The sequence below is a fragment of the Pseudomonas sp. 9AZ genome (assembly GCF_902506525.1).
Classification (GTDB): domain Bacteria; phylum Pseudomonadota; class Gammaproteobacteria; order Pseudomonadales; family Pseudomonadaceae; genus Aquipseudomonas; species Aquipseudomonas peli.
Map to the genome: position 1 here is coordinate 35,774 of NZ_LR733840.1, position 26,727 is coordinate 62,500.

The window sequence follows — 26,727 nt, forward strand, 5'->3', positions numbered from 1 at the left end:
GCTTTCTCGTTATGCTCAGAAGGTGTAGCCGACTTCCAGCCAGTACTGGCGACCAGTTTCGTAACTCAGACTGCCGTTCGTATCGCTGACGATGTCGTTGACCTCGTCGGTGACATTGGTGATGTCCACGGCTACATACAGAGCCTGTTCGTCTGCGGTTGGAATTTCCCACTTGACTCGAGCATCCCAGGTTGGCGCTGCTCGCACATCGCCAGTCTGGTAGTAGTCGTAAGTGGTGCCGTCGACCACGATAGTGTCTGGGTTAGCCTGGTAGATCTGCTCGTAGGCACCGCGGTAGCGGAAGAAGTTGCTCAAGGTCAGGTTCAGCTGCGGGATGCTGGTGACCGTATTCAGACGTGCCGTCCAGGGGCGGTTGAAGTTGTTGGTCGGCAATTCACTGTAGGGCAATAACTGGCCATTGAAATACACGTCTTCATCAGCGAGCTTTTCAGTATCGAGGTACTGCTCGTAGTCCCCGTTGTTACTTTCCGTCTTGCTCCAGTCCAACGCCAACTGCCAGGTTGTTTGAGTGCCGGCGAAGCGTAGGTTGTGCAACGGGGTAATGCTCAGTGTGACCGTCTGGCTGCTGCTCTCACCGGCGTTGGTGTAGGTGAAGTAATTGCTGATGGTGCTGCTGCCATCGCCAGCCTCCAGACCCAAATCTTTGGCGCGGGAACGAACCACTTGGTCACGACCGTCGCGATGCACGTATTTGAGATCAAAGCGTAGATCGGCAAACTTTTGGGCGATGCCCAGCATCCACTCATCGTCGTAGGGAATGTCCAAGCGACGGAAGCTGGTGTCATCCACGCCGTAGCCCACAAGGGTACCGAAATCGGTAATGGTATTACCGGTCGAGGTGCCTCGAGTGGCGCGCGATAGCAGAGACTCTCGGCCATCGGCCAGTCGATACTTGAACAGGTTGCGGCCGTAATAGCGGTTCAAACCCGCACTGAGCATGCTGCTCTGATCACCGAATAAGTCGTAGCTAGCGGCAAACCGTGGCGCCAGCGTCTTCTTATCCATGTAATCGTCGCCATCCAAACGCAGGCCAGGCCGCAGATTGAGACGGCCGACCTGTATCTCGTCCTGGAAAAACACTGCAAAGTCAGTCTGCGCTACCTCAATCTCGCCGGCGCGATAGTAATTGAGGTTTCGGAAATACTGGCGCTGCGCAGTACCCGTAGCGTTGATGCTGACCGAACAATACTCATCGTCCTCTGCACCGCTAGCGGTGGTACAGGACGTACTGCCGTTAGCAGCGGTCAAGTAGGGCGTAGAGGCGGTCCAGGAGTCCTCCATGACTTCGTAGCGGGCTTTCTGGTAGCCGACCTCCAGCCCGCTGCTGATGCGGTGCGTTGCGCCCAGGATGTCGAACGCTTGCACCTCACCCTTGAGGCTGTACTCGAAGCCAGTCTGACTCTGCTCCAAGTCGCCCATGCCGCCCTCGATACTGGTCGAGGCGTTCGATAGCACGCCATCGTCGTTGTAAGGACTGCCCCAGTTCTTCGCCTGCGACCACCGCCACGACTTGAGTACGTTGCTTTCGGCATCGCGCGAGGTCTGCACTTGTTTGTAAGACAGCTTGTTGATGTAGGTAACAGTGTCACCAGACCAGACCGCCTGCAGGGCTACGGTCTGCCCACCCTGATCGATGACGAAACCAGAGTTCTTCTGGTTCGCCTTGAAGTATTGGCCACCGGCCGGCGCATCCACCAAGCTCATGGTGAGATCAAGCCTGTCGTTGGGCGTCCAGAAACTCTTGATCATGTAGTTGTCGATCTCGCGGGTCTGCTCACGCTTGAGCGAGTCCCCCTGACTCACGTAGCCGCCTTCATAGGCGTACACGGGAATCTCCGAAGTCTTACGCACAAAGTTACCGATCAGGCCGAAGTTCTCCGTGACCATGCCATCAAGCATGACGCGCTGGGTGAGCTTCTTGAATTCCGGCTGGTTGCTTTGGTCGCTGGAACGTTCGAACTCCTCATCGCTGATCTCATCACCATTAAGGTGGTACTCAGTCCACTCAGAGCGGGTCATGCTAGCGGAAATCTTGCCGTGAAAGCCCTCGCGTGGGCGGCGGGTGATGGCATTGACTACCCCCCCGTTGAACCCACCATATTCGACCGGCACGTTACTGTCATAAACCAGCACCTCCTCCAGCAGATCGGCATCGAGCGCAATGCCAAAGGCATTACTCGGCAGATCATAAATACCGTTGTAGTCGTTACGAGTAGCGCTGCTGGCCCCAGGGTCAAGGTCGTTATTGATGCTGACGCCATCGACCATGAAATTGTTCTGGTAGAACTTGGCGCCGTTTATGCTGATGTCAGCCGGGTTGATCTCGCCGGGGGTATTGGAGCTTTGCTGAGTGGTATCGAAGCGAACACTTGGGTGCATTTTCAGCAGGCTGGTGATGTCACCATTGGCGCCGGGAAAGTTCTCGATGGCGCGACGGTCAATTCGCTCTTCGCCCTGATAGGGATTCGCCGTTTGACCCAGGATGACCATGCTGCCCAATCTTAGGACGTCGCTCTCTTCCTGACGTCTATGGAACGTGAGTACGTCCTGCTTTAGCTTCCACTCAATGCCGCTGTTGCGGAGCAATTGCTGCAAGGCATCTCCAGCACTCAGATCACCCTCGACTGGCGAACTCCGTAGGCCGTCGAGCAGTTCGGTGTCCACGCTGACCTGCACGCCACTCTGTTGAGCAAACTCGATCAGAGCATCCGTCAGTGGCTGTGCCTGGATGGAAATGTGATGGATCTGCGCCAGGTTAGCTGCGCCTTCCTGCTCCGCCGCGGCCGGTATGCTGGAAAGCAGAGTACCGAGAGCCAAGGCCAGTACGGATAGACGAGGACGGCCGCGTGTTCTGAGCACCTGCATATACCGCGAACTCCCGATAAAGTTAATGCGAATCCATATCAATTGGATCGCTCGGGATCAAAGACGCAGTGAGGTACGAACTTTTTCAGAATTATTTGAAAATAATTAGCGACTACGGCCAATCAGCAGTACAGGGCCAACTCGCCGCAACTCACCACCATGCATTCGCAGGATCGCGCGAAGGGCGTTATCCGGATCGTCGAGGTCATACACGCCGGTAATACGCTTCTCGCCCAGATCGTTATCGCGTAGCAGCAAGACGTCACGGCAGTAAGGGCGCAAAGCATCAATGACATCGGCGATGCGCTCTTGACGCAGGATAAGGCGCCCCTGCCGCCAGGCAGCAACCTGGCCAACAGGCTGGTCATTTGGCTGCAGAGCACCGCTCGCGGAAAGCGCCACACCATCCCCAGGAAGCAGGCTGATTTCGGCAGCATAAGGCCCGGAAACGCGAACACTACCCTCGGCCACATTGACCCGCTGGCGGGTACTGTCGATGTTGAATGCCGTTCCCGTCACCGTGACGCTTAGCTGTCCGGTGAGCACGCGGAAGGGATGTGCGGAATCCTTGACCACCCTGAAGTAGGCCTGTCCCGCCAGTATTTGCACCTCTCGGCGCCCATCAGCGAAGTCGAAGGCAACGGAGGACTGCGCATCTAGGGTCAACTGACTGCCATCCGGCAATTGCACGTCTCTGCGCTCACCCGTAGCGGTCACTATGTCCGCACGCAGAGTCGGGTAGAGGTTCTGCACGAGCAGCGCCAGAGTGCAACAAGCCGCCATAGCTGCGACTGCCTGCGCCAAACGTCGTCGGCGCCCTGGCCTGGCTGGAGGCAATCTTGAAGTGGATACAGGCAACTGAACAGGAAGGTGCTGCTCCGGCAACAGGCCGCTGATCCCCCACGCCCTCTCCGCCTTTCGATAAGCGATGAGATGCGCCTCATCACTGGCCAACCAGCCGGCCAGGCGCTCGCGCAACTGGCCATCCTCCGGACTCTGCTGGACCTGCAGCAGCCAATCCAGAGCTACATCTACTGGGTCGCGGTGATCAGCGGTCATTGTCGTTGAGCGTTCCGAAAAAGGTCCCATAGGGTCGCATAGCCAACTACTGATGACCAAAAGACGTTTCGGGCAATGGAGAATTTCAACTGCCGCTACTCCAACGCATCGACACAGCTGCGCAACGCGGTATGCACCAGTTGGTGAACTGTACCTATCGAGATATCCATGGCATCAGCCACTTGTTGCAGCGTGTAGCCTTGCAGGCGGTAGAGTTCGAATGCACGTCGCGTTCGCTCCGGCAGCCGTTCAAGTGCTTCACTGACACGCTGTAGCTCATTACTGCTGACAGCGTGAGCCTCAGGCCCCGGGGATTGATCGGCAACCCCTTCTAGCCAGGAAGCATCGTCTCCAGAATCCTCACCTCGATCCCGCCTTATATGGTCGAGCGCCAGGTTGCGAACTATTCGGTACAGATAGGACGACGGCTGGGTAATTACGCCCTGCGCAGCGACAAAGCGCAGCCATGCCTCTTGCACGACATCCTCGGCACCAGCGCGGCTGCCAACGATGGGAGCCGCATAGTCGACCAACTCTGAGCGGTGCGCGAGATAGAGATCGAGTCGATGGTGCGAGTCGGGCACGGAATGGGAAGGCTTGAGAAAGGAGACGCCAATCTAACAGCAATAGGAATTATTATCAATTGATGATTTTGGCCGTTTTCAGCCATTCACGAAATGCTGAAAAACAATAGAAACTGCCCGTCGTTAATTACCGAAGAACTAACAGCCACAAGCGGACGTGGCATAGCGCAGGCTGATAAAATCACCTGATACTTCTTTACCGGCATCTTCAATGCAGCAAACTATTCCCCTTTCCCGCCGTTTTTCCTGTGCCCCCATGATGGATTGGACGGACCGTCACTGCCGCTTTTTTCTACGCCAGTTGTCCAAGCACGCCTTGCTGTATACCGAGATGGTCACCACAGGGGCGATCCTGCACGGAGATACCGCACGCTTTCTGCGCCACAGCGTGGCGGAGTACCCGCTGGCTCTGCAGCTCGGCGGCAGCGTAGCGGCAGATCTGGCAGCCTGCGCCAAGCTGGGTGAGGCTGTCGGCTACAGCGAAATCAATCTGAACGTCGGCTGCCCCAGCGACCGTGTGCAGAACAATATGATCGGCGCCTGCCTGATGGGCCATCCACAACTGGTCGCCGACTGCGTGAAAGCCATGCAGGATGCGGTGGATATCCCGGTAACGGTGAAGCACCGCATTGGTATCAACGACCGCGACAGCTATGCCGAGCTGTGCGATTTCGTCGGCACCGTGCGTGATGCCGGCTGTCGCAGTTTTACTGTGCATGCGCGGATCGCCATCCTGGAGGGCCTCTCGCCCAAGGAGAACCGCGAAGTGCCGCCGCTACGCTACGAGGTGGCGGCGCAGCTCAAGCAGGATTTCCCCGAGCTGGAAATCATCCTCAATGGTGGCATCAAGACCCTTGAGGATTGCCAGCAGCACCTGCAAACCTTCGATGGCGTGATGCTGGGTCGCGAGGCGTACCACAACCCTTACCTGCTGGCCCAAGTGGACCAGCAGCTGTTTGGCTCAACGAGCGCAGTGCTGAGTCGTTTCGAGGCCATGCAGAGCATGCGTGGCTATATAGCCGCGCACCTGGCCGAAGGTGGCAGCATGCACCACATCACCCGCCATATGCTCGGCCTGGGCCAGGGCTTTAATGGCGCGCGGCGCTTTCGCCAGCTGCTCTCGGTGGACATTCACAAGACCAACGAACCACTGGCGCTGTTCGATCAAGCGGCGCAATTGCTGCAAGGCCGCTGACTCGGGTAAGGTCGGTGCATCTGCAACGACAAGGCTGTGTCATGACCTCCAAGCTGGATCAACTCAAGCAGTTCACCACCGTGGTCGCCGATACCGGCGACCTAGACGCCATCGCCCGCCTGAAGCCGGTTGATGCCACCACCAACCCTTCCCTGCTGCTTAAAGCCGCTGCCATGCCTGGTTACAGCGCACTGCTGAAAAGCGCAGTGACTGCCGGCAAAGGCGATCTAGGCCTGGCCTGTGACCATTTTGGCGTTGCTGTGGGCGGTGAAATCCTCAAGATCATCCCGGGCCGCATCTCTACCGAGGTGGATGCCCGGCTGTCCTTCGACACCCAGGCCACACTGCAGCGTGCCGAGCGCTTGATTGGCCTGTACGAAGAAGCCGGTATTGGACGTGAACGCGTACTGATCAAGATCGCCTCGACCTGGGAAGGCATCCGCGCCGCCGAGCAGCTGGAAAAGGCTGGTATTCAGTGCAACCTGACGCTGCTGTTCTCTTTCGCCCAAGCTCAGGCCTGTGCCGATGCCGGTGTGTACCTGATTTCGCCCTTCGTCGGGCGTATCTACGACTGGTACAAGAAGGCCGAAGGCCGTGATTTTGTCGGCGCAGAAGACCCCGGCGTGCAGTCGGTTACGCGCATCTACAACTTCTACAAAGCCAACGCCTACCAGACCGTGGTGATGGGCGCGAGCTTCCGCAATATCGGCCAGATCGAACAACTGGCTGGCTGTGATCGCCTGACCATCAGCCCCGAGTTGCTGCAGCAACTGGCCGATGATCAGCAACCACTGGCGCGCCTGCTCAGCCCTGGCAAAGCTGCCGAAGCCAAGCAGAGCCTGAGCGAAGGCCAATTCCGCTGGGCGATGAATGAAGACGCCATGGGCACCGAAAAGCTGGCCGAAGGCATTCGTCTGTTTGCCCGCGATCAGGAAAAGCTGGAAAAACTGCTCACCGCTCAAGCCTGAATGGCCTGAAAGCAAACGGGGCGCTCAATGAGCGCCCCGTTTTTTTAGCCACTCGAATCAATGATGCTCAAGGGCATTGACCAGGTCATGGAAGGCTTCGCGATTGGACTCATTCAACCCCATGAGAATCCGATGGGCTTCCAGCACCTTGGCACGCACAAGCTCTTCTGACTGATCCTGAGACGGCAGGTCGTCCAGACAATCCGGGCACGGCACCGGCGTATCGACAATATTGAAAACCTGATCAAACCCCATCGACTGCAGCAGACGTGTGATATCGGCGTGCGTCGTTACCACTGTTGGCAACAGGCCAATTTTCTGCCGCGAGAGTATCGACAACTTGGCCAAAAGCCCGAGGGTCGTGCTGTCGATACTGCGAGTTTCGGTGAGATCAATCACGATGGCTGAGAAATTCAGCGCCGTGAAAATTTTCTCAATGGTTGCATCCAGTGCCGAACACAGCGTCAGGCGCACTTCACCGACAAACTTCAGGATGAAGGTACCGTTTTGTTCGGCAAACTGGATTCGACCGGGGCTTATCCCAGGGTTCATGCAAGGTTCCTGCTTAACACCAGCAAGGCGATATCATCCGGCATATCCCCCAGATTGGCCAGCCCAAAAGCCTTGCGCAAGCCATCCAGGGTGCCGCCCGCAGAACTGATCAGCTGCGGCAACAGGGTTTCCTTGTCTTTCAAGGTATCGCCCGGGAGTAGATCGAGGATGCCGTCGGAGAGCAGCGTCAAGCTGAAGGCCTCAGGCAGTTCGAGTTCCAGATCGTTGTATTCTGCCTCTACAAACAGCCCAACCGGCAGACCGCGGCCTTCCAGGTAACGCGCCTGACCGTCGCTGTAGAGCACCGGTAGCGGTAGATGGCCGCCAATGCTATAGGTCAGACGGTTGTTGACCTGGTCGATCACACCGCCAAGCATGGTCACGTGCTTGCCCAGCTTGCAGTTGAGCAGACCACGGTTGATATGACCGAGCACTTCAGAGGGCTTGAAATCCGGCAGGTTGCCGCCGCGCCGCGACTCATAGAGCAGGCGTGTGGTCATAAACTTCAACAGCACGGTGATAAATGCCGAAGACGCGCCGTGCCCAGAAACATCGGCCAGATAAAAAGCGATACGGCTGTCATCGACGCGGAAATAGTCGACAAAGTCGCCCGACAGGTACAGCGATGGAATGATCTGATGCGCGAAGCTCATGCCATCGGCCTGCCACGGCGTCACCGGCAGCATGTTCATCTGCACCTGGCGACCGGCGTTCTGATCCTCCTGCAGCAGGTGCAGACTGGCTTGCAGTTCGCGGTTGGCGGTTTCCAGCTCGTCGCGGTAGCGCTGGTTTTCCAGGCGCAGGTTGGTGCGGTCCAGCGCACGACGCACTGAATGCTCAAGCACAGCGAGATCCGCCAGCGGCTTAATCAGGTAATCCGCGGCGCCCAGACGCAGGGCCTCTACGGCATCGCTCATCACGCCTGCACCGGACACCACGATCACCGGGGTTTCAACCTGCAGGGCGTTGATGCGGCGGATCAGTTCAAGACCGTCGACTTGCGGCATGCGCAGATCGCAGATCACCAGATCCGGCGACTCGGCATGAAAGACTTCCAGCCCCTGCAAGCCATTAGCGGCCTGCAGCACATGAAAACCACTGTCTTCCAAGTAGGCTGCGAGGCTCGCACGCACTACGTCGTCGTCATCGATAATCAGCAGCGTGGCACTGGTTTTGTGCATGAGGTATCCAGGCAAACTGCGCCGGGTATGGGTTGGGTTTAGTGCGTGAGGGCCGGAGCTTACACGCGCGAACTCGGCTTGCTTTAAGGCGCAGACGGTACTCCCATCCGTTATGCGATTCAAGCGTACGCCGGTCGTCGCAACACGACTTTACACCTCAAATCGGCCAAGGTTATAAGAGCTGCAGGACAACCCCCATAACAAGAGGAAAAAGCCCCATGAGCCAGAATGATCGTGCCTACAGTGAGAAACGCGATTACATCCGCATGCGGCTAGAAGCACCTGTGACCCTGCACCACGATGGCAAGGAGATTCCTGCCCTGTGCCTCGACCTTTCCAGCACCGGCATGCAGCTGGAGGCCGACAGCGCAGTAAAGACGGGCGACAAAGTGCGTGTACACATCGCGTCGGAGCATAACGAACTGCGCGGCCTGGACGCGCAAGCCGAAGTGATGCGCGTCAGCACCCTAGAAGATGGCCGCCAGGCATTAGGCTTGGCGATTATTTCCATGAACTGACACGTTAAAACAACAAAAAGGCGGCCCTCAGTGGCCGCCTTTTTGTTGTTCGCCATTCATGCATGGGCGTTGCAGAGAGCGCTGAGCAATAAGGAACGGCTTCAGGCCGTTTACATGCACATCAGCGACTCAGAAGTCGTCCTCGACCTCGCCATCGCGCACTTTGAATTCGCGATTCTGCAGATAGGCATTACGAATAAAGATGTACTTGTCGCCGCTGACCATACGCTCGGCTTTTAGCAAGTTGGCCCGCAGGCTCACGGCTTCAACCCCAGTCACCACATTGCGGGCCGGAACGTGGTCGATGTGCATCGGCGCAGTCAACATCGAATCAGGAACACGGCCAAACGTATCACGCACGGTGCTTGGCCCAAGTAGCGGCAGCACCACGTAAGGGCCGCTGCCCAGCCCCCAAGCGCCTAGCGTTTGACCGAAGTCCTCATCACTACGCTGCAGCCCCATCGGGGTCGCCACGTCGAAGAAACCCAGCAAGCCGAAGGTGGTATTGAAGATCAAGCGACCGCTGTCCACGCCGGCGTTATGCAACTTTCCCTGCAACAGATTGTTAGCCAGATTGCGTAAATCCCCGATATTGCGGAAGACATTACTGACACCGTCTTCAACAAGTTGCGGCGCCACAGCCTGATATCCCTGGGCCAATGGTTTGAGGGTATAGGCATCAACGTTGTCGTTGACCTTGAACATAAAGCGGTTGTAGCCCTGCCAAGGGTCTTCTTCGTTGGCTTGCGCCAGTGCAGGCAGCAAGAGCACGCCGGTACAGGCAATCAACAGGCTCAGTCGTTCAATCCAACTCGCACCGGTTACACGCATCACAGTCGCTCCTTGAAAATTCTTAGGCGGCCGCAGGCCGTCAAATCAGGCCGAGCAGTATAAGGCGGCAGCCCACTAAATAGGCAGCATAGCGGACGATCAAATAGCTGAAAATCTTACTGGCTGTTGCCATACAACTCAGCATTCAGCGACAACACGCAAAGAAATAAAGCCTTCATCTGCTTGTAACCTGGGACCGTTAACCTGGACTAGACCATTTTCAAGGACGGCCCATGCAGTCGCCCACCACCTCGCCCGCCTTCAATGCCATTTTGTTTAGCCTGTCCGGCTGCCTGGTGGACTTTGGCGCTCGCACGGCCCCTCTCACCTTGCAACGCCTGTACCCGACCGCGGTAAACCTGTCGAACCTGCCAAACGCTCTGGGTCGCGAACCGGAGCCAGCAGAGTGGCTGACATACCAGCAAGCACTGTGCGAGACCGCACGCGCACAGGCTGAAGCCACTGCATCTGCCCTGCCCTTGCTTGAACAGCTGCGCCAGCAAGCGGTGCCCTGTGCCTGGTTAGATGAACTGCCGCGCGATGCCAGCATCAGCCTGGCGGGTGCACTCCCAGAATGGCTTCCAGGTTTCCCGCCCCACCGCCATCGCCCATGGCCAGCTCCAGATGCCATCTGGCTCAGCCTGATGGCCATGCACGTTGATAAAATTGAAGGCTGCGTACTGGTCAGTGGTGAACCGCGCCTGCTGCAAGCCGCGCTAAATGCCGGCATCTGGACCATAGGTTTGGCCATCAGTGGCCCATTATGCGGCCTGGCACTTGCTGACTGGCAAAGCTTGCCAATGGGCGAGCGTGATCGCCTGCGCAGCCAAGCCACCCTGAGTCTTTACCGCCTTGGCGTACACTCGGTCATTGATCAACTCAGTGACCTACCCACCTGCCTGGCGGACCTCAGCCTACGTCGGCAAAAAGGTGAAAAACCTTGAAACAGCGCGCTAGGCCTGTATTGCCCGGAGCTTGATCCAAAGCAAGCAAAGCCCTCCGGCTTGGATTAACCTGAAGACATGCCGAACCTTTCGCCCCCGCGCAAGGTCAGTCAATGAGTTGATCACCAAAGGGAGAACCTCATGCCTGCAAGCCGCCTGCAGCAACAACTGCAAGACCTGCGCGACCAACTGGCCGAGCAACCACTACTGACAGAAGAAGAACGTGCTGAACTGTTTGTGCTGACTCAGGAAATTGAACTGCAGTTGGCCCGCCAGGCTGCAGCTGCCCCTGACGCAACCCTGATCGACGGGGTCAACCTCGCGGTGGAGCGCTTCGAAGCCAGCCACCCGACCCTCGCCGGCACCCTGCGTAATATCGTGCAGAGCCTGGCCAATATGGGTATTTAAACGCATGCAGCACTAACGAAAACCCCAGCACTTAGCTGGGGTTTTGCATTACTGGCGCACCAAACGCTGATTATCTGGGCTGATGGGCCCGCTGCTGCGATAGGGGTTGATATCCAACCCGCCACGGCGCACATAACGCGCATACACCGTCAGGTGCTCAGGCTTGAGCAGGCGCTGCAGGTCGAGAAAGATTCGCTCCACGCACTGCTCGTGAAAATCCGCATGCTGGCGAAAGCTCACCAGGTAAGCCAACAGGCTGGCGTGATCCAGCGCCAGGCCACGGTACTCCACTACCAGCGTGCCCCAATCTGGCTGGCCGGTGACCGGGCAGTTGGATTTGAGCAGGTGACTGTGCAGACTTTCCTCGACCACTCGATCCGTATCGCAGCGCAGCAGCTCAGGCTGCGGCTGCGCATAGTTGCTGATGGCTACATCCAGTTCGTCAATGCAGGTCCCAGGCGCAGCCTGCATACCGTCGGCCGTCACCTCAGCCAGGCTGCGCACACGCACGCCAACCGGTTTGCCGGCGGCTGCCGAGAGGTCCTTTATCAGTACCGCCGCCAGTTCGTCAGCGCTGTTGAACACCGACTGGTTTAGCGAGTTGAGGTAGAGCTTGAAGGATTTCGACTCGATGATATTCGGCGAGTCGGCGGGAATCGCAAACTCGCCCATGGCCACCACCGGTTTGCCCGACGGCAACAACCAGGACAACTCGAAACAGTTCCAGAAATCCACGCCCTGATACGGAAGCGTCTCGGCGCTCAGGCCCAGCTCGACCCATTTCGCGGCACGCGGAATAGGGAACAACAAAGACGGGGTGTAGGTAGCGATGTATTCGCTGGATTTGCCCAGTGGCGAATCTTCGGCGGCGGGATGCATGGAGAAAACCTGGCTAGTCGAGACGCGGTGATTGTATACAACTCTGAAAGCAGATTCAGTGTGGCAAGACCGATGTCGGCCTTGCCACAGCAGCATCAGGCCAGCTCAGCCACCACCGCTGCCAGCGCCTGGGCGGGATTGGCAGCCTGGCTAATCGGGCGGCCGATCACTAGATAATCCGAGCCTACATCCAACGCCTGACGCGGAGTCAGAATACGGCGCTGGTCATCCTGGGCGCTGCCGGCCGGACGAATCCCCGGCGTCACCAGTTGCAACGCCGGGTAAGCGAGCTTCAACGCTTGCGCTTCCTGAGCCGAACACACCAGGCCATCCAGACCGGCCTGTGCCGCCAGCCCAGCGAGACGCAGCACCTGCGCCTGCGGTTCGAGATCCAGGCCAACGCCCGCAAGGTCTTCGCGCTCCATGCTGGTCAGCACGGTGACGCCGATCAACAACGGCTTGGCCCCAGCGAGCTTGTCCAAGGTTTCACGGCAAGCCGCCATCATGCGCAGGCCGCCCGAGCAGTGCACATTGACCATCCACACGCCCATCTCGGCAGCTGCCTTAACAGCCATGGCCGTGGTGTTGGGAATATCGTGGAATTTCAGGTCGAGAAACACCTCGAAGCCCTTGCCGGCCAGCACGTTGACGATCTCCGGTCCGCAACGGGTAAACAGCTCCTTGCCCACTTTGACCCGGCAGAGCCTAGGATCTAGCTGATCAGCCAATGCCAGCGCGGCATCACGGGTCGGGAAATCCAGGGCAACGATAATTGGGGTCTGGCAAGCGGACATGGGCGGGCTCTCGGGCAAGACAAATTCGGCGCGCATTGTAGCGGATGCGCCGCAGGCTTGCCGCTCCGGTGATCCGCCCACATCGATACGCTATTACACCGCCTAAACCACAAATGGCTAGCAGCGACTTGGCAGGCGCCACAGCCTCTTATCGAGCGTAAATAGCGTCTGCCCGTTGGTCCACAAGCGCGGCTGCGCTCGAAAAGCACGCTGTGGACGATTCATAGCCACCGGAACTCAAGCCCATCCGTTCACAGCCTCGGCATGTAGCGTCCACCAATCAGCGCACCAGCGGGTCATCCCAGAATGAACGCTCGCTTTCCTGGATAACATCCGCACGGCTTAAACCCAGATCCTTCAACGCTGCATCATCAAGCATCGCAAGGCGCCGCCGCTGCTCGGCCAACTGCCACCAGCGGGCAAACTGGCGACCAAGCGCACGCAGTATTTCAGTCGGCCGACGGCTCTTTAAGCGCCCAGCACTGGCTATTGCATAACCTTTTTGACCTTTCATCTCGTCGCCCTCCTTGTGGGGTTGGCGACAGTCTCGCGCTCGACTTATGATCAATCCAACGAATGTTACTTATGCAATGCATCTCAGAGATTGATGTATGGCCAGTTACCCGAGCATCGACAGCGAACTGCTGCGTACCTTTGTCGCGATTGCAGATCACGGTGGCTTTACACGCGCAGCGGAAATGGTCAACCGCACCCAATCAGCGGTCAGCATGCAGATGAAGCGCCTGGAAGAAGACGTGATGCAGCGTCCACTGTTCATTCGCGACGGCCGCCAGTTCAGCCTCACAGCCGAGGGCCAGCTGTTGCTGAGCTATGCACGGCGTATTCTCAAGTTGCACGCCGAGGTGATGAACAGCATGCGCGAGCCGCATATGGTCGGCACCGTGCGCATCGGCACCCCGGACGACTATGTGATGCGCTTTATGCAGGGCATTTTGGTGCGGTTCGCCCAGTCCTATCCGCTGGTGCAGGTCGAGCTGCACTGCGAACCGTCCTTCCAACTGCTGCAGCGCCAGGACCTCGACTTGACCATCGTCACCCGCGAGCCAGGTACCGAAATCGGCCAGCTGTTGCGCCAGGAACACCTGGCCTGGGCGCAAGCGCGCAACGCCAACCTACATGAGCTAGAAACCCTGCCGCTGGCGATGTTCAACTCGCAGTGTTTCTGCCGTTCCTGGGCCTGCAACGGCCTGGAAGCGCTGGGGCGTAACTTCCGCATTGCCTACACCAGCCCCAGTTTGTCGGCGATCATGGCAGCGGTCAGCGCCGGCCTGGCGATTACCGCCCAGCTGCAAAGCCTGATCACCCCAGACTTGCAGATTATTGGCGAGGCCGAAGGCATGCCGGCCCTGCCCTCTGCCAGCATCGTGCTGCTGCGCAACAACAACACGCAAACCCAGGTCACCGAGACTCTGGCCGAACAAATCGTCGGAGGTTTCAGACTTTAAGCGCGAGCAATACCGCGCAAAGCAGCAGAAAACCGGCAAATAGGCCGCGCAATACCCGCTCCGGCAACGCATGCGCGAACTTCACCCCCCAGCTGATGCTCAACAACCCGCCCAGCGCCAAAGGGGCGCCCAGCAACCAGTCGACGTGATCATGCGCGGCATAAGTGGCCAGGGTGACCGCAGTGCTCGGCGCCGCCAGCGCCAGAGAGAGCCCTTGCGCGACCACCTGACTGGTGCCGAATACGGTGGTCAACACAGGCGTTGCTAAGACAGCTCCGCCCACACCGAACAACCCACCAAGCAAACCGGCGCCGCTGCCCAATAGCGTCAACCAAGGCCAGGGATAACGCATGCCCACAAACAGCATGGCAGGCTTGCTGTACAGCCCAGAGAGGTTGTAGACCGCCAGCAACACCAGGAAGACCACGAACCCATGGCGCATGCGCTCGGCGTCCACAGTGACTGCCCAGCCAGCTCCCAGCACGGCAAATATCAGGCTGGGCACCGCCAGGGCCAACGCATGCCGCCAGTCGATACGGTTGCGCTGGTGATAACGCCACAGCGCCAATAGCACATTCGGCACCACCATCACCAGCGCCGTACCCTGAGCCAGCTGTTGATCCAGGCCAAACAACACGCCGAGCGCCGGAATGGCGATCAGCCCACCGCCAATCCCAAACAGACCGCCAAGAGTGCCGAGGGCCAGTCCGAGCAGAAGGTTCAAGGCAAAATCGAGCAAGGTCATCGGTAGGCTCCAGAATGAAGCTGTACAGCCTAATTATTCGCCACTAGCCGCGAAACGCACAGCAACGCAAAATGGCTATGCATATAACGCACAGCAGACCTTGACCATGAACCCCGATAGCCTGACCGACCAACTCAGCCTGTTTCTCGATGTGCTGGAAACCGGCAGCTTTTCCGCCGCAGCCCGGCGACACCCGCTAACGCCCTCGGCTGTGGCACGGCGCATCGATGCCTTGGAACGTTCGCTGGGCAGCAACCTGTTCAGCCGCAGCACCCATGCCGTACGCGCCACCTCCACCGGCCTGGCGTTTGCCGAACGGGCCAGGCGCATTCTCGCCGAGTTACATCTGGCCCGTGCCGAAGCTGTATCACTGAGCAGCGCGCCGGAAGGGCTGATCCGCATCGACGCCCCGGCACCGTTCGGCCGGCGCCATCTGGCCCCCGCGATAGCCGAGTTTCTGGTCGCTTATCCTGGGCTGGATGTGCAGTTGCGCCTGATCGACAGCTTCGTCGACCTGCATGGCACGCACCTGGGTGAGGTCGACCTGGTGCTGCGCATCGGCCCCCTTGCCGACACACGCCTGGTCGCCACGGCGCTGTCGCCGATGGTGCGGGTCGTCTGCGCCAGCCCTGACTACCTGGCACGCCGCGGCGTACCACGCAGCCCCGGCGAACTGATGGAGCATGACGGCCTCGACTGGGACAGCCTGGCACCGCCTTATGCCTGGCGCTTTGAACAGGATGGCAAGCTGCAACTGTGCCGCCCCAAGCGCCTGCGCATGACTGCCAACAATGCCGAGGCGCTGTTGTTCAGCGCCCTCGCAGGCTTGGGCATTGCCCATCTACCAACCTGGTTGATAAGCGACTATTTATTGCGTGGTGAATTACGGCCGCTGTTCTGTGAAAACGGCCTGCCGGCGCCCGAACCCAGCGGTATCTACGCCCTGCGTCTGGAGCGTGAAACCGACTCGCGCAGCCGCTTGTTGCTGGAGTTTCTCAAGGCCCGCTTCGGTCCAGTAGCGCCATGGGACCTGGCACTGCAAAGCGGCCTGCAACGTGGTTAAAGGCTGATACAGCACGCACAAAAATGGTCGGAAGTCTTGCTCAGCATCGCGCGGCGACGACCCAAAGACTGGCCGCCCTGGATGGCTGGCCATAAAAAAGCCCGACGCTAGGTCGGGCTCTTTCTTCTCGCCGTTAAAGCCGATCTTAGACCGGTGCTTTAGCGCGGGATTTGTACTCACCGGTACGGGTATCAATTTCGATCCAGTCGTCGATGTTGCAGAAGTCAGCAACTTTGATCTCGGTGCCGTTGCTCAGCTTGGCTGGCTTCATCACTTTGCCAGAAGTGTCGCCACGGGCGGAACCTTCGGTGTAGGTGATCTGGCGAACGATGGTGGTAGGCAGGTCAACCGAAACCACTTTACCTTCAAAGAATACGGCTTCGCAGACGTCAGTCATGCCATCGACGATGTACGGCATTACGCTTTCCAGATCGTCTTTGTTCAGCTCGTACTGGTTGAACTCTTGGTCCATAAAGACGTAGTTCGGCTCGCTGTAGTACGAGTAAGTCACGTCTACGCGATCAAGGATCACCGGCTCCATTTTGTCGTCGGCTTTGTAAACAGTTTCAGTCGAAGAGCCGCTCAGCAGGTTCTTCAGCTTCATTTTAACGATGGCGCTGTTACGACCGGACTTGGTGAATTCGGCCTTCTGGATCAGCCAAGGTTGGCCGTCAATCAGGGCCACACTGTTGGGCTTCATTTCTTGTGCGGTTTTCATACGAATATCCGGGTTTGGATGGAATTACAAAATTCTTGGCCGCGTATCATAGCCAATTTAGGTAAAACTTCACCAGCGCCTCGGCAAGATCGGCCTGAGAAGCCCGTTGCAGACACCACTGTTCGGCGTGCTCCTGCTGCTCGGGCCAGCCTTGCAGCAGCTGACTCCAGCTTTCTTTGACCGATTGGCCGGTATTCCAGGCATGCCACAGCTCGACCAAGGCACGCTGCCCATCCGCTGATAAACCCGCTTTATAGTGCGCAAGAAATGCATCGAGCTTTTCCAAGTGGATGTCATCAGCCTGCTGGTAGATGTGCCAGAGCAGCGGCCGGCCAGCCCATTGCGCACGCACAAAGGAGTCCTCGCCGCGCACCGCATTGAAATCGCAACTCCACAACAACCGGTCGTACTGATCCTGCTGGATAAACGGCAGCACCTGGATATGCAGCTGACCGCGCTGTTGCATATCGCCAGTGCGCAAGGCTGAGCAATCGAGCCACGTTTGTAGGTCCTGCAGAATGCGCCCTTCCGGCACAAGCAGCTGATTGATCTGGATATCGGCAGCCAGCACGTCCAGCCAGCTGGCCAGCGCGGCGTTCTCATAGGCAAACAGCGAAATCATCCGCGCACCGGGCAATGGCGCTACGCCGATACTGCGCAGAAATACCTCGCGAGCACCGCTGTCCGCCTGAAACGCACGACGCTGCTCAAGCAAATCACGTTCGCGCAACAAACCGCCGCTGCCGGCTGTAAAACCAGGAAAGAAGAAGAACTTCGACAAGCCGTTGGACTGCAGGGATGGCAAACCGTGGCAGCCCTCAACCCACTCCTCGGCACTCAGGTATTCAAGGTTGAGCCAAAGCGGTTTCTGCGCACGCCTTGCCATCGCAGCTATATATGAAGCGGGCAACTCACACGCAAAAGCCTCGATCACCACATCAGCGGGGTCTACGGCCTGCCAATCATCGCCCCACCAACAGACTTCGACGCCCTGCTGGTGTTGTCGAAGTGCAGCTACATCGGCCTGCGGGCACAGCCGCACAAACGCACTCAAATCATCCACCCACAGCCGCACAGCCAAACCATGCTCGGCCACTAACTGTCGAGCCAAGCGCCAGGTCACCCCGATATCACCGTAGTTATCGACAACGCTGCAGAAAATATCCCACGTGGGGCGCATGGGTGGCTCCGTTATGTAGTGCACTCACCTTAAAGACAGCCAAGCCTTCAGCAAATGCCAGAAACGAAAAAGCCCGACACAAGGTCGGGCTTTTCGTCAATTAATCTGGCGGTGAAGGTGGGATTCGAACCCGTTTCGACACCCCTCCGTTGCTGACCTTTATTGGATAAAACCAGCAAGTCCGCACCGCTGCAGGCCGCCATTCTGTCCAATGCTGGCCTTCTCTGGCTAGTGATTTCGACACTTTTTCGACACGCTGGCTAGACAGCTATGGAGCCTGCCAGTAGCTTCTAACTTCAATGGTGCTATCAATCAGCCCCAAGTCTTGCCTCATGCCGCTTTTCATCTTTCCCGTGCCGTGTTTTCTGCTCGGGCTTGGATGAAATTCAAAGCTTAGCGAGTGACAAGGACCGTTATCAGACACCTTCAGGTGTTTTATGCGATAGGAATGTCGCCTAATCATAGTTATTCATCGCGGAGAAATTTATGGCTGACATGACACTTATCGCAACAGCTCTAAGCGGGATCAAGACAGCCACAGATATTGCCCGACTATTAAAGGACAGTGATTTTTCGCTGGAAAAAGCGGAACTAAAACTTAAATTGGCGGAGCTTGTGGGCGCTCTTGCTGATGTAAAGATAGAGTTATCAGAAATTCAAGAAAAAATCTTAGAAAAAGATAAATGCATCCAAGAGCTTAAAGATGCATTTCAAAGCAAATCAACAATTAAGAAATATGGTGATGCTTACTACAAAATCGACGCATCCGGAAAGGCAACCGGGGCTCCTTACTGTCTAAAATGCTGGGAAGTCGACCATAAAAAACGTCCACTGGTAATCCTATCCACCAATAGGTTTACGCATGTCTGCCCTGCCTGCTCTCATCAATACACGGTTCGGCGCACACCATTTATATCCAACCAAAGCGGAAGCTCCGCATAACAATGCGCTCAACTATCGCTAACTCCGTTCGCTGGACGTCCAAAACCTGCACTTTTGGCCGTCCATTAGCTTAATCGTTAGCCTCATATGGAGCATGATTTGAGCATCAAGGATCTCATTCCTTACATAGCTTTGGCGATATCGCTTACAGCTTTGTATTTTGCGGTTAGGAATTACCGACGAAAGTCTGGGACACATATTAAAGGTCAGTTTTGCATTAGCTCTAGCTCATACGCAGAAGATAAATATGTAAGCAGTATTACTCTAGAGAACTTCAAGATAGATCTGTAATTATATTTAAGATTTTTTGGCGGACTGGCACTAACTACTATATCGAACTAGATGATTTTGAGCATGAACCAAAAATTTTAAAATCATATGAATCATACACAAATCATTATGGGCCAGTCGATTTCTATTGCTTGAGCATGAATCGAGTTAAATTAGACAAATTGCTCAACCCTCAAAAGGTAAAGATGAATCTCGTCCTATCAACTTCTCATGGGAAGTATGTGGTGAAAGAGCGGATAGATAGATGGGATCCTGTTTTTGATTTTTTCAACAACCATATGACAGCATCAATAATTCCAATGCGCCCCAAAGAAGGTGTGGGATATTATGGATCAGATGTTAAGTATTTAGCCAAGCTGCACACCGAAGATGGTTATAAAAAGACAGTCCCTATTTATGCTAACGACTACAACTATCCGCGATTCGAGAAATTCAGACTAACTGAAGAGTCGCTTTCGTCGAGTGAAGCTCTGCAAGAGTTTCTATTAGATCAAGCAATAAACGGAAGGCTCCAATGCGTTGATGTTGAGGTTATTGATGCCGGCCAGCTTAGAAAATATAACTACGGCCATGGCTTCGATAAGTCTTTTGAAGCAAAGTACTACAGCTGGATTTTCTATGTTGTTATCGGTAAATTGCTAACTACTTGGAGTAATATCCGGCTCTACCTCATAAATAGAAAGCATAAAAAGGCAAACAAATCATAGACATTGACCAATCAGGCTGGCTTGCCAGCTAACAAGTGATTAAAATCGCTCACCTCACTCATTGGGACGGGCTAAAGCTCGCCACTTAACCAAACGTTAGCAGCATCCCGAAATAACGTGCGTTACCAACTCACACCACACAGGAAATTACATATCATGGAAAAAATTGAAAGTTTAGAAGATATTGCTCGTATACTAGGTGATGGCGGCTCGTTTAATCCTGACACTGAATTTGAGACCGTTGAAGAGCTTGTAGATGCTTTGGTTGATCTTGGGAATACCGATAAGGTTTTGGTACGTCATGATGATCATCTAGGCTTAAAAATTGATCTACCAGATGAATTTCTCAATTCATCGCTAGATGATATAGCTAAGCCTGAATTTGAATCCGCAATAGAAGCCGTCATCGATCAGGCCAATATAATTATTCCGCTTTCTCAAAGAAAATTATCTGAGGATGACATCGAAGAAATACAAGAGGATAAGCTCTTAAGAGGCGAAGATATTGATGATTAATATTTACATCTAACAATGCTCTCAAATCGCTCACTTTGCTCGCCGTGACGGGCTGAAGCTCGCTACTTAGATCAATTGTTAGCTGTTCAATCAATATCGTGCCAACGCAAAGGAATCGCTAAATGGCTAAGGCTGGAAGACCACCAAAAGTAGATCACTTAAAAAAATCGTTTATAAAAGATATAGATTCGGCACGAAGTCTAGTCACGAAAATAAAGAGTGTTGCCGCTATTAACCCAAACTCAAGCACGCCACGAATCCATGTAAAGCATGCCCAACGAGTAGTGGAACTTGCATTCATGGGCGTGGTTGCTAGCTGGGAAGACTTCTTAGAGCAAGTTTTAGTTCGTTACCTTGCAGGAGCTAAAACTGACTCAGGCTATCAGCCGACCCTCCGAATGGGTGCTACATCAGGTATCTCTCACTCATACGAGGTAATAATGGGAGACCCTAAATTTAACCCATACAAAAACTACATAGGGTTTGGCTCACCAAACGACGTTATCAATGCCGCGAAGCTTTTCCTTGATCACGGACAGCCCTTCCAAAACGTAATACATCCAAAGATTGAAACCTTAAAAAATGCCGTACGAATACGCAACAGAACAGCACACTCATCTAGCAAATGCATAACCGACTTCGTTGATACGGCAAAGAAAATGCTTGGGCAAGATAAGTTGCGACAAAGTTACAGGCCGGCTGATCTTTTGGAAGCCAAGGCTGAAAGAGGCTTTGGAAATTCCGTAAAAGATAGAGGCATAACATATTTTGAAGCGCTCATGGAAATGTACGAAGACCTTGCAAAAGGTATTGTGCCGTAACAACTAAAAACTGTTTCAAATCGCTCGCTCCGCTCGCAGAGACGGGCTAAAGCCCGCCATTAACCAAACATTATACAAACCTAGCCGCGAGTGCCGTATGGAAACCCAACAGTTGCTAGAAGCAGTACAAACAATCGAAACAATTAAGTTACTATTTTCAGAAAACCAGAACGAATGGCTTCCTGTTATAGCGGCGATTGGCGGTGCATTTATAGGTGGAGTTTCAACATTTTTCCCCACATACATAATAGAAGCAAGAAAACGTCGCCATGAGAAAGATGCCATAACAACGGCACTGCTATCTGAAATATCGGCCCTTCTTAAAATAGTCGAACACAGAAAATACCTCGACAGCGTTGAAGAGGCAGTGGCTTATCTAAAAGAAAACACAGAAGCCCTGTATAAATTCAGCGTAAGAATTCCAGAGCACTACTCTAGAGTTTATCAATTTCATGTCGCAAATATTGGCATCGTTAATCCATCGCTAGCAGCAAGCATAATTGAATTTCATCAACTAATTGACGCTGTAGTTCAAGACGTCACACTAGGTGGCCCAATAGCTGAAACAGGAGGTGATGCTGAAGCCTTCGAAGAATTACTTGCAATACTAAAATCAGCTATTTCTATTGGCCAAAAAATAACTAGTCGACTCGGATAACAGTTAGTTCAAAGCCGTTCGCTTCGCTCACTCGGGACCGGCTAAAGCCGGCCCCTTAACTAAACGTTATGCCATTTTCCAGACAAGGAGTAGCCAGAATGCAATTTATACATACTGATCTAGGTCATAGAAAAAAGGGCGAGATCGTTGAAGTTACACTGACAAGTGGCGCCAATGTTCGATTAATGGATAGCTCAAATTTCAGCAGCTATAAGAATGGTAGGCAGCACAGATACACTGGAGGCTTGGCAAAAAAATCACCTATTAGGCTACAGATTCCAAACTCCGGTCATTGGCATGTTGCTGTTGACATGCAAGGCCTTAGAGGTAGCACACGAGCTTCCGTTCGAGTTATTCCAGGAGCGCTTGCTGAAATTCAAGAGCGACCACTATCAGATGTACCAAGCCTTGTACGAGATAATTTACCTCCACCAACAGAATCAGGTGGTGAAACTCATGATGTTTTCATCTCTCATGCATCAGAAGACAAAGATGATTTTGTTAGGCCTTTGGCCAACGCGCTCATAAATGAAGGCTTGAATGTTTGGTACGATGAAATGACTCTTCGTATTGGTGACAGCTTAAGACAAAAAATCGACAAGGGTCTTGCCAATAGTCGTGTCGGACTAGTGGTGTTATCCCCATCTTTCATAAAGAAAGGCTGGACCAATTACGAGCTAGACGGCATGGTTACAAAAACAATATCCGGGGAGCAAATTCTTCTACCTATCTGGCACAACATAACAAAACAACAAGTTGTTGACTTTAGTCCGTCCCTTGCGGATAAAGTTGCTCGCAGCACCGCGACACATACCATCGAAGAAATTGCAAAAGAGATTGCTGAGCTATTGAGGTCTGCGCAATAAGCGCATAACAATGCGCTCAAATCGCTCACTCCACTCTCTGGGACCTACTAACGCCGGCCCCTTAGCTTAATCATTAGGTCAACAAGGATCATCATGCTTTGGTTTGCATTAATTACTGTGTTCGCATTTATTGTTGGCCCGTGGGGACTACTCTCAGGGAGTTTGTACCGAAAACCATTTTTCTTAGTCTTATGTGGATTAGCTTTAGCTCTAACAGGAGGGTGGTTCTCCTACATATTCGAGCATGGGTCAGAGATCAAGCTAGTCGCGGAAATATTCCCAGATCTTAAACTTTCAGCTGCACTCGTCGGTTTTACTGTAGCGGCTACTGGTGGGAGCTTAATCGCAAGCGGCATCGTCTTGAAGGCTCAACACCAGGCCCGTATAGAAAAATCTAGAGCTGATACAGACCTACAAAGAGCAATAAAAGAATTGGAGCGGGTAAAAAATGACGACGAAGAACTTAAAAGCGATGCGCTAAAACTTAACAATGATGAATTCAAAATTCGACTGCAAAGAATAAGAAGCTCTTATGTGTATGCGCACGAGCGGGTCGTAGAAACAATGCGGAAATCAAAAGAGCTTGAATTTTGATCCGTAAGCTAAAAACCTAACAACTGGTCAACTCTTTCGCTTCGCTTACTGGGACGGGCTAACGCCCTCCCCTTAACCAAACGTTAGGTTATGTCATGTTTCATGAAATAACACACACTAGTGGAACATCCCACAGACTTGTGTCGCATCAAGGCAAATCACAAGACTCTTTCTTTTTTTGCGCATTTCGTTCTGATGGATTAACTCTGTATTGATTCCACCAGAACTTACATGCATCAGATGAATAGCGTTGCTCCTGTTGCACTCTTGCAAGCTCTGCTTGTCTGTTTGCTTGTACCTGGGCTTCTCGTTGTTGTCGCAGCCGCTCTGCTGCAGCCATTCGTTGCTGCATTTCGGCGTGTGCCTGCTTCGACTGCAGGGTGGCTTCCCGAAAGCTCCGCTCCATGTATATGGCGGCTTCGTTTAACGCGGCCTTTAAGCGCTGCTCTTGTATGTAGTCGTAAACCAGCTTTCCTCCCCATATGCCACCGACAATGATCATCGCAGCTAGGATTATTGCGTGGCTTGTATCCATGGGTGGATGTGCGCGCCTGGCGCTAACCTTTCTGTAGCCTCGACGTTCGTTGCGATCGTCAATTTCTTCATCCATGTCGAAGCTGAGGACTTTCAGCTGGTCATCGATGTCACGTTTATTCATTCCTAGAGTCCCTTCTAACTCACCTGATCCAGTGCTTTCGGGCGTACCAGCGCCTAGTCACTTCCTTGGTAATCGCTATCCCGCGTTTTGACTGGTCAAGTTTCGGTTGGCCTCGTCGTACTCGGGGCTTGTCTGACCACACTCTGGGGCTGTATGGCCGCTCGCTACCCAAAGCGCATATTGCGGGTAGATCTTTACCAGCACCTCTACCTCCTCAGTACTCAACCTCACCTTTTTGTGGCGAAGGTTCTTCCATCGGCTGTAGCTGATTTCTGACTGCCTTACGAGGTCGTCTAGGCCGGTCTTATAAATTAGGGTTATGGCCCTGTCCTGCATTGATTCCATAAAGATCTAAAAGCTCTCCGAGTTCAATATTTGAACTCTAGGATTGAACTGTTATGATTGCCCAACGAGTTCAATATCTACACTCCAGAAATGAACTCATATAGCCCAATAAAGACCAACATAGTGCAGGAAAGGCCATGAATGGGGAAGAAATCAACCTCACGCTGAAAGACCTTTTGACACCACCTCCGGTGATGCCTTGGCGCGAGTTTGCGAACTGGATTCGCATGAATAATGACCACGACATTGTTTGGGGGTGGATACGCAACGGCTATATCCCCTCTCACAAGGTCGGCAAGCACGTCATGGTCAATGTCGCGCTGCTCACCCAACACCTCATGGAAAAGGAATTCATGGCATGACCATTAATTCTGTTTCCTGCCTCCCTGGTGAGGGCATGAGCTATGACGCCATACAGCTACCAGCAGCACGCCCAGAACTGCGACTGCTCTGTCTGCTGGTCAAAGGCCGAAATGGCCAAGCCCGATCTCTGCCCGTCCACACCCTGCGACCAATGCCGCCCCGCGTCTGCCCGACCCGTGCGCACGCTGAAAATGCGCCTCGTCGCTGGTGTCTGGACGCCCTTGCTGTCCCAGTGGGAAATCACACCGGCCTTTACCTGCGCGAAACACACGCCAAGCGACCGACCGCCCAAGTATTGGAGCGTTGTGGCCAACATCGGCAAGCCGGTGCCTTTCGTGCCTCTGCACGAACCTTTCCAACTGGTGGGGTGAGCGCATGAGCGGCTTTGACGATATGCCCATGGTTCTTGCGTTTCTGGCTGCTATTGCCTGCCTGACTATCGGCTACTGCCTGGGCCGCCTGGATCGCACCACGGCCACTCGCAGCAGTGCTGATCCACGTTTGGCCTATACCCGCGCCGAACTCCACGGCTTCACCTGCGGCCTGCTCGCTGCAATTGTCGCCACACATATCAAGGCAGACCCGCCCAGTAGATCGCCGCCTGTGTCCGGGACTGGTTTACCAGTCGCGGGCGCAGGTGGCGAAACGGGATGACAAGGGCGCGGCCCTTGGTGTCCACCGCATAACAGTTCAACGCATCACCCGGCTTTAAACCCCGGCAAGCCGAAACAACCCAGCAGATTCGAACTTTGAAAGTTCACCTGCTCGGGATCGCTCGGCCTGCAGAAAGGCAAAACCGCGCACTAACGCGCAACTGAAAAGAGGAAATACCGATGGCTCGTTCAACTATGGAAGTTGCATTTCTCGGCACCCAAATGACCCAGGTGGAAGACACCAAATACGCCAAGGTCTTTTACGGCGATGAACCGGACGGCAAGACCGAACACGGCCTGTCCATCATCGGCATGGCGATCTCCGAAGACGCCGCCGACGAAGTGTTTAACGCCGGCGCCCAGTTCGAACCCCTGCAACTGGTGCGCATCACCTTCGATGTTGCCCGTGGTGGCCAGAACAAGGGCAAGAATCTCGCCCTGCACATCGAAGCGGTAGACAAACCAACCGCCCGCGCTGCCGCTCCACAAGCCAACGCCCAGCAGCAAGCCAAACCAGCGGCCCAGGCTGCTGACCCGGCCAAGTCCTAAGCAGGCCGGCTCCCGTGGTGTGGATGTTCTGCAATCACTGCCGCAAGACCTCGCCCGCTGCTAGCTGGCGTGTGATCTGCGCGTGTCCGCACTGCCGGAGCCCCCTGTGAACTTTCTGGCCTGCGAGGGCGAATGGGTGGCCGGCCCAGGTGGTGAACCCATCTGCGCCGGTCAGCTGCTCAACCTCACAAGCGAGGAAATGCAGGGCCTGTATGGCACTGCACTCAGTTGGGATCAGGTCAGCGAGCTGCAGGGCGAAACCATCGTGCTGTTTGCCCTGGTGTTCGGCTTCCTGGTTCTGAAAAAAGTCCTGAAATAGCGAGGTAACAACCATGAAAAACAAACTGCAAAACCTGAAACGCTCCCTCGGCGCTGCCGCTGCCCTGGGTGTCCTGGCCACTCAACAAGCCTATGCCGCTGTGCCGCCTGAGGCCACTGCAGCACTGGATACCGCTGGCACCGACGTCGGCACCATCGGTTGGGCTGTCTTCGGCGTACTGGTCGCCGCTGCTGCCTTCAAGTACATGCGCCGCGCTCTGTAATCGCTGCGCGCTTCACCCAAGTCCCGCTACGGCGGGACTTACTTTTCAGGGCCACTCAATGAACTACGAACTCTACGTCCTGCTGGTCACCGTGGTGGCGCTGTACCTCGTATTTTTCGGGCGGGTCTGACCATGAAACTACGCTTGCTGTTTTGCCTGCTGCCGCTCCTTTCCTGCTCGCTGGCTCATGCTGCTAATCAACGCCCGTACAAGCTCACCGTAGGCGATGAACTCTATGCCCCTGATCCCTT

General features: G+C 54.8%; 35 protein-coding genes. 21 read left to right on the plus strand and 14 right to left on the minus strand.

The window, feature by feature from the left end; genetic code table 11:
- Positions 1–15: 15 nt before the first annotated feature.
- Both ALTER154_RS00175 and ALTER154_RS00180 read right to left on the minus strand, forming a co-directional pair.
- Complete coding sequence (locus ALTER154_RS00175; protein ID WP_160084763.1) at positions 16–2,886, minus strand: TonB-dependent receptor; 2,871 nt, start codon at positions 2,884–2,886, stop codon at positions 16–18.
- Positions 2,887–2,991: 105 nt separating this feature from the next.
- Positions 2,992–3,864 (minus strand): FecR family protein, encoded by an 873-nt coding sequence (locus tag ALTER154_RS00180; RefSeq protein ID WP_372239937.1) that lies wholly within the window; start codon positions 3,862–3,864, stop codon positions 2,992–2,994.
- Here ALTER154_RS00180 and ALTER154_RS20920 point away from each other — a divergent pair.
- Positions 3,820–3,954: a hypothetical protein gene (locus ALTER154_RS20920; protein ID WP_256665344.1), complete on the plus strand. Its 135-nt coding sequence runs from the start codon at positions 3,820–3,822 to the stop codon at positions 3,952–3,954. The two genes, ALTER154_RS00180 and ALTER154_RS20920, sit on opposite strands and share 45 nt — an antisense overlap.
- Before the next feature lie 86 nt (positions 3,955–4,040).
- On the opposite strand, the gene ALTER154_RS00185 is transcribed toward ALTER154_RS20920, so the two are convergent.
- Entirely contained in the window at positions 4,041–4,529 is a 489-nt protein-coding gene (locus tag ALTER154_RS00185; protein WP_160084765.1) for a sigma-70 family RNA polymerase sigma factor, read from the minus strand.
- A gap of 211 nt (positions 4,530–4,740) precedes the next feature.
- Between ALTER154_RS00185 and dusA the strand changes: the two genes are divergently transcribed.
- Complete coding sequence (gene dusA / locus ALTER154_RS00190; RefSeq protein ID WP_160084766.1) at positions 4,741–5,724, plus strand: tRNA dihydrouridine(20/20a) synthase DusA; 984 nt, start codon at positions 4,741–4,743, stop codon at positions 5,722–5,724.
- A 41-nt stretch (positions 5,725–5,765) separates the two neighbouring features.
- Entirely contained in the window at positions 5,766–6,692 is a 927-nt protein-coding gene (gene tal / locus ALTER154_RS00195) for a transaldolase (protein ID WP_160084767.1), read from the plus strand.
- A 57-nt stretch (positions 6,693–6,749) separates the two neighbouring features.
- On the opposite strand, the gene rssC is transcribed toward tal, so the two are convergent.
- Entirely contained in the window at positions 6,750–7,232 is a 483-nt protein-coding gene (gene rssC / locus ALTER154_RS00200) for an anti-sigma factor antagonist RssC (RefSeq protein ID WP_090251069.1), read from the minus strand.
- Positions 7,233–7,240: 8 nt separating this feature from the next.
- The gene (rssB, locus tag ALTER154_RS00205) at positions 7,241–8,425 is read right to left on the minus strand and encodes a two-component system response regulator RssB (protein ID WP_160084768.1); all 1,185 of its coding nucleotides are present in this window, start codon (positions 8,423–8,425) and stop codon (positions 7,241–7,243) included.
- 218 nt (positions 8,426–8,643) lie between these two features.
- Between rssB and ALTER154_RS00210 the strand changes: the two genes are divergently transcribed.
- Entirely contained in the window at positions 8,644–8,943 is a 300-nt protein-coding gene (locus ALTER154_RS00210; protein ID WP_160084769.1) for a PilZ domain-containing protein, read from the plus strand.
- 129 nt (positions 8,944–9,072) lie between these two features.
- Here ALTER154_RS00210 and ALTER154_RS00215 read toward each other — a convergent pair whose 3' ends face one another.
- On the minus strand, positions 9,073–9,774 hold the full coding sequence (locus ALTER154_RS00215; RefSeq protein WP_160084770.1) for a VacJ family lipoprotein: 702 nt from the start codon (positions 9,772–9,774) through the stop codon (positions 9,073–9,075).
- Positions 9,775–10,007: 233 nt separating this feature from the next.
- Between ALTER154_RS00215 and ALTER154_RS00220 the strand changes: the two genes are divergently transcribed.
- Together ALTER154_RS00220 and ALTER154_RS00225 are read left to right on the plus strand one after the other, a co-directional pair.
- Positions 10,008–10,718: an HAD family phosphatase gene (locus tag ALTER154_RS00220; protein ID WP_160084771.1), complete on the plus strand. Its 711-nt coding sequence runs from the start codon at positions 10,008–10,010 to the stop codon at positions 10,716–10,718.
- A gap of 141 nt (positions 10,719–10,859) precedes the next feature.
- Positions 10,860–11,126, plus strand: a complete 267-nt coding sequence (locus ALTER154_RS00225; RefSeq protein WP_160084772.1) for a DUF4404 family protein — start codon at positions 10,860–10,862, stop codon at positions 11,124–11,126.
- Between the two features lie 48 nt (positions 11,127–11,174).
- Here ALTER154_RS00225 and queF read toward each other — a convergent pair whose 3' ends face one another.
- The 3 genes from queF to ALTER154_RS00240 all read right to left on the minus strand — a co-directional run bounded on the left by queF (position 11,175) and on the right by ALTER154_RS00240 (position 13,313).
- Positions 11,175–12,005: an NADPH-dependent 7-cyano-7-deazaguanine reductase QueF gene (gene queF / locus ALTER154_RS00230; protein WP_160084773.1), complete on the minus strand. Its 831-nt coding sequence runs from the start codon at positions 12,003–12,005 to the stop codon at positions 11,175–11,177.
- Between the two features lie 95 nt (positions 12,006–12,100).
- On the minus strand, positions 12,101–12,799 hold the full coding sequence (gene pyrF, locus ALTER154_RS00235) for an orotidine-5'-phosphate decarboxylase (protein WP_178126317.1): 699 nt from the start codon (positions 12,797–12,799) through the stop codon (positions 12,101–12,103).
- 280 nt (positions 12,800–13,079) lie between these two features.
- Positions 13,080–13,313, minus strand: a complete 234-nt coding sequence (locus tag ALTER154_RS00240) for a DUF1127 domain-containing protein (RefSeq protein ID WP_160084775.1) — start codon at positions 13,311–13,313, stop codon at positions 13,080–13,082.
- 97 nt (positions 13,314–13,410) lie between these two features.
- Here ALTER154_RS00240 and ALTER154_RS00245 point away from each other — a divergent pair, with 97 nt between their 5' ends.
- Positions 13,411–14,265 (plus strand): LysR family transcriptional regulator, encoded by an 855-nt coding sequence (locus ALTER154_RS00245; protein WP_160084776.1) that lies wholly within the window; start codon positions 13,411–13,413, stop codon positions 14,263–14,265.
- Here the strand turns inward: ALTER154_RS00245 and ALTER154_RS00250 are convergent.
- A complete protein-coding gene (locus tag ALTER154_RS00250; protein ID WP_160084777.1) occupies positions 14,255–15,010 on the minus strand; it encodes a sulfite exporter TauE/SafE family protein in 756 nt (251 codons plus the stop codon). The genes ALTER154_RS00245 and ALTER154_RS00250 overlap by 11 nt on opposite strands.
- 106 nt (positions 15,011–15,116) lie before the next feature.
- On the opposite strand from ALTER154_RS00250, the gene ALTER154_RS00255 reads away from it, so the two are divergent.
- The gene (locus tag ALTER154_RS00255; protein WP_160084778.1) at positions 15,117–16,073 is read left to right on the plus strand and encodes a LysR family transcriptional regulator; all 957 of its coding nucleotides are present in this window, start codon (positions 15,117–15,119) and stop codon (positions 16,071–16,073) included.
- Positions 16,074–16,218: 145 nt separating this feature from the next.
- Here the strand turns inward: ALTER154_RS00255 and efp are convergent, their stop codons facing one another.
- Positions 16,219–16,791, minus strand: a complete 573-nt coding sequence (gene efp, locus ALTER154_RS00260) for an elongation factor P (RefSeq protein ID WP_090247751.1) — start codon at positions 16,789–16,791, stop codon at positions 16,219–16,221.
- 46 nt (positions 16,792–16,837) lie between these two features.
- Positions 16,838–17,971, minus strand: coding sequence for an elongation factor P maturation arginine rhamnosyltransferase EarP (gene earP, locus ALTER154_RS00265; protein WP_160084779.1), 1,134 nt, complete (start codon positions 17,969–17,971; stop codon positions 16,838–16,840).
- A 486-nt stretch (positions 17,972–18,457) separates the two neighbouring features.
- On the opposite strand from earP, the gene ALTER154_RS00270 reads away from it, so the two are divergent.
- The 7 genes from ALTER154_RS00270 to ALTER154_RS00300 all read left to right on the plus strand — a co-directional run bounded on the left by ALTER154_RS00270 (position 18,458) and on the right by ALTER154_RS00300 (position 23,366).
- A complete protein-coding gene (locus ALTER154_RS00270; RefSeq protein ID WP_160084780.1) occupies positions 18,458–18,913 on the plus strand; it encodes a hypothetical protein in 456 nt (151 codons plus the stop codon).
- Positions 18,914–19,389: 476 nt separating this feature from the next.
- The gene (locus ALTER154_RS00275) at positions 19,390–19,911 is read left to right on the plus strand and encodes a hypothetical protein (RefSeq protein ID WP_160084781.1); all 522 of its coding nucleotides are present in this window, start codon (positions 19,390–19,392) and stop codon (positions 19,909–19,911) included.
- Positions 19,912–20,067: 156 nt separating this feature from the next.
- The gene (locus tag ALTER154_RS00280) at positions 20,068–20,427 is read left to right on the plus strand and encodes a hypothetical protein (RefSeq protein ID WP_160084782.1); all 360 of its coding nucleotides are present in this window, start codon (positions 20,068–20,070) and stop codon (positions 20,425–20,427) included.
- A gap of 122 nt (positions 20,428–20,549) precedes the next feature.
- Entirely contained in the window at positions 20,550–21,248 is a 699-nt protein-coding gene (locus ALTER154_RS00285) for a hypothetical protein (protein ID WP_160084783.1), read from the plus strand.
- A gap of 97 nt (positions 21,249–21,345) precedes the next feature.
- Positions 21,346–21,906 (plus strand): hypothetical protein, encoded by a 561-nt coding sequence (locus tag ALTER154_RS00290; protein WP_160084784.1) that lies wholly within the window; start codon positions 21,346–21,348, stop codon positions 21,904–21,906.
- 98 nt (positions 21,907–22,004) lie between these two features.
- Complete coding sequence (locus ALTER154_RS00295) at positions 22,005–22,772, plus strand: DUF1883 domain-containing protein (protein ID WP_160084785.1); 768 nt, start codon at positions 22,005–22,007, stop codon at positions 22,770–22,772.
- A 93-nt stretch (positions 22,773–22,865) separates the two neighbouring features.
- The gene (locus ALTER154_RS00300; RefSeq protein WP_160084786.1) at positions 22,866–23,366 is read left to right on the plus strand and encodes a hypothetical protein; all 501 of its coding nucleotides are present in this window, start codon (positions 22,866–22,868) and stop codon (positions 23,364–23,366) included.
- A gap of 148 nt (positions 23,367–23,514) precedes the next feature.
- Here the strand turns inward: ALTER154_RS00300 and ALTER154_RS00305 are convergent, their stop codons facing one another.
- On the minus strand, positions 23,515–24,024 hold the full coding sequence (locus ALTER154_RS00305; RefSeq protein ID WP_160084787.1) for a hypothetical protein: 510 nt from the start codon (positions 24,022–24,024) through the stop codon (positions 23,515–23,517).
- 75 nt (positions 24,025–24,099) lie between these two features.
- A complete protein-coding gene (locus ALTER154_RS20925) occupies positions 24,100–24,369 on the minus strand; it encodes a hypothetical protein (RefSeq protein WP_256665348.1) in 270 nt (89 codons plus the stop codon).
- A 137-nt stretch (positions 24,370–24,506) separates the two neighbouring features.
- On the opposite strand from ALTER154_RS20925, the gene ALTER154_RS00310 reads away from it, so the two are divergent.
- From ALTER154_RS00310 to ALTER154_RS00335, 6 genes are all read left to right on the plus strand, one after another.
- Entirely contained in the window at positions 24,507–24,731 is a 225-nt protein-coding gene (locus tag ALTER154_RS00310) for a DNA-binding protein (protein WP_160084788.1), read from the plus strand.
- A 111-nt stretch (positions 24,732–24,842) separates the two neighbouring features.
- Positions 24,843–25,103 (plus strand): DUF5447 family protein, encoded by a 261-nt coding sequence (locus ALTER154_RS00315; protein ID WP_372239938.1) that lies wholly within the window; start codon positions 24,843–24,845, stop codon positions 25,101–25,103.
- Between the two features lie 4 nt (positions 25,104–25,107).
- Entirely contained in the window at positions 25,108–25,386 is a 279-nt protein-coding gene (locus tag ALTER154_RS00320) for a hypothetical protein (RefSeq protein ID WP_160084790.1), read from the plus strand.
- Between the two features lie 179 nt (positions 25,387–25,565).
- Positions 25,566–25,934 (plus strand): hypothetical protein, encoded by a 369-nt coding sequence (locus ALTER154_RS00325; RefSeq protein ID WP_160084791.1) that lies wholly within the window; start codon positions 25,566–25,568, stop codon positions 25,932–25,934.
- Positions 25,935–26,040: 106 nt separating this feature from the next.
- Entirely contained in the window at positions 26,041–26,253 is a 213-nt protein-coding gene (locus ALTER154_RS00330; protein ID WP_090247767.1) for a hypothetical protein, read from the plus strand.
- A gap of 13 nt (positions 26,254–26,266) precedes the next feature.
- Entirely contained in the window at positions 26,267–26,476 is a 210-nt protein-coding gene (locus ALTER154_RS00335) for a major capsid protein (protein ID WP_090247769.1), read from the plus strand.
- The last annotated feature ends 251 nt before the right edge of the window (positions 26,477–26,727 follow it).